Annotated in this window: 1 protein-coding gene; it reads left to right on the forward strand. The window is 67.4% G+C overall.

Annotated elements, in window-relative coordinates; translation table 11 throughout:
- The first annotated feature begins 944 nt into the window (after window positions 1-944).
- Window positions 945-1,751, forward strand: a complete 807-nt coding sequence (locus tag ABZ659_RS35785) for a DDE-type integrase/transposase/recombinase (RefSeq protein WP_360229177.1) — start codon at window positions 945-947, stop codon at window positions 1,749-1,751.
- Window positions 1,752-1,856: the final 105 nt, after the last annotated feature.

Raw genomic sequence — 1,856 nt, forward strand, 5'->3', positions numbered from 1 at the left:
TGGAGGTGTTGGGGGGTGCGGATGCTTCTTGGTTGTCGCGGCAGAATGTCACGCGGTTTTGGGAGTTGTTGTTGCCCCGGCTCGCGGACCGTCCGAGGGTTTCCGCTTTGGTCAGTTCCGGCTCGGCGTCGCTGTCTGTTCCGCATGGGCGTCCCCGCGTCTGAGTTTGGTCATTGACTTGGCTGCTGTTTGGGGTGGACGTGTTCGGTTGGGGTTCTCCCGGGGTGCGGGGTGTGGGGTGTGGGGTGTGGTGGCTGGGGGTCAGGTGGGGCTCGTGAGGGGGGTATCGGCTGTGGCTGTTCCCAGGGAAGTGTTCGCTCAGGAGGTATTTGCTGGGGTTGCGTGAGCGTGCGGTGGGGATGTTTTGGACTGTCGATCCGAAGTGGCAGGTCGAGGGGCTGGGGGTCGGTCTCGGTGTGGGTCCGGAGGTTCTGCGTGGCTGGATCTGCGAGGCTGGGGTCGGTGTCGGCGAGTGGGTTGTCAGGCTGGCCATCGGCGAGCGGGCCGGGCTTACTGTGTTGCGTATGGAGAGTGCTGGCTACGGCGGCGCTATGTGGGGCCGCCGAGGCGTCTTGAGTCGGCTCCGGTCCGTGGAGATCGTCGCTCACGAAGGCGGCTTGAAGCGGGCTCGCTTGGTCCTGCGGGCCGGTCGCGGGCGGAGTTGACGGAAGGACGCCTCGGAGCCGGCTTCGCAAGCTGGGGCCCGCTGGAGTCGTCTTGGCGGGGCGGGGTGAGGGCGCCGTAGCCAGAGAACGCCCGGCTCAAGCGGGCCGACGGGGTGGTGTGGACGGCTTCGGTTTTTTGCGGTCTGGCTCGACGCGACCTGGCCCGGGTGACAGGGCTCTTCGTCGGGTGCCCGTATCTGGGGGTCGGGCCTGTGCTCGGGGAACTGCGCATCGCCTGTTGTGTGTGCTGCGGGTGGCGCTGCGCGCAGAGGGAGCCGGGTGAGCGTATCCGCCGTGAGGCTGAGCTCGCCGAGCAGGTCGAGGAGATCCACGCCGAGTCCGGCGGTGTCTGCGGCTCCCCGCGCGGTGCAGGCCGTCCTCAAGCGTGAGGGCGTCCACGTGGGCCGCGAACGGGTCGTATGTCTGATGCGGCAGGCCGGTATCGCCGGGATCAGCCTGCGCGGGGGCGGTTTCACGCGGTGCGACCCCAAGGCCATCCTGGCTTCGGACCTGGTGGAGCGCGACTTCACCGCGCCCGCGCCGAACCGGCTGTGGGTGGGTGGCCTCGCCGTGGTCGTGACCGGCGTGGGTCGGTTGTGGCTTTCCGTGGTCCGCGATGTGTTCTCCCGCAGGGTGGTCGCGTGGGGGAGTTCCGCCTACGCGGACGCCGGTCTGGTCCTCAGTACGTTTAAGTACGCGTTCGTCTCCCGCGAGGTCGAGCCGGGTCAGCTGATCCATCATGCTGATCACGGCTGTCCGTACACGTCCGTGGGGCTGTTAACTCGTCTGCTGTGGGCGGGGGTTCGGGCATTCATGGGTTCGGTCGGCGGCTGGTACGACAGCGTCCTCGCCGAGAGTGTCTGGATACTCGTCCACACTGAATGCATCTGCAGCCGCGTCTTCACCACGCGCGCCGAGGTCAACCTCGCGCTCTTCGGGTGCATCGACGGCTTCTGCAGCTCCCGTCGTATCCGGAAACGGCTTGGCTACCTCAGCCCTGTCGGGTTCGGGGAGAGGTACGACGCCGACCAGGCAACGACCGAACGAACGAACCTGAGATTCCGTCAGCCCGCTCTGGCCAGCTGATCAGCACCTCCCGCACACCGGGGGGACTTCAGGGTGCTGTGCAGGGTCACGAATGCCTTCGCCGGTGCGGTCCGTGCCGTGTCGGTCAGGCCGGGGGTGAGAGTT

It is taken from the genome of Streptomyces sp. NPDC006997 (assembly GCF_040635175.1).
Classification (GTDB): Bacteria; Actinomycetota; Actinomycetes; order Streptomycetales; family Streptomycetaceae; genus Streptomyces.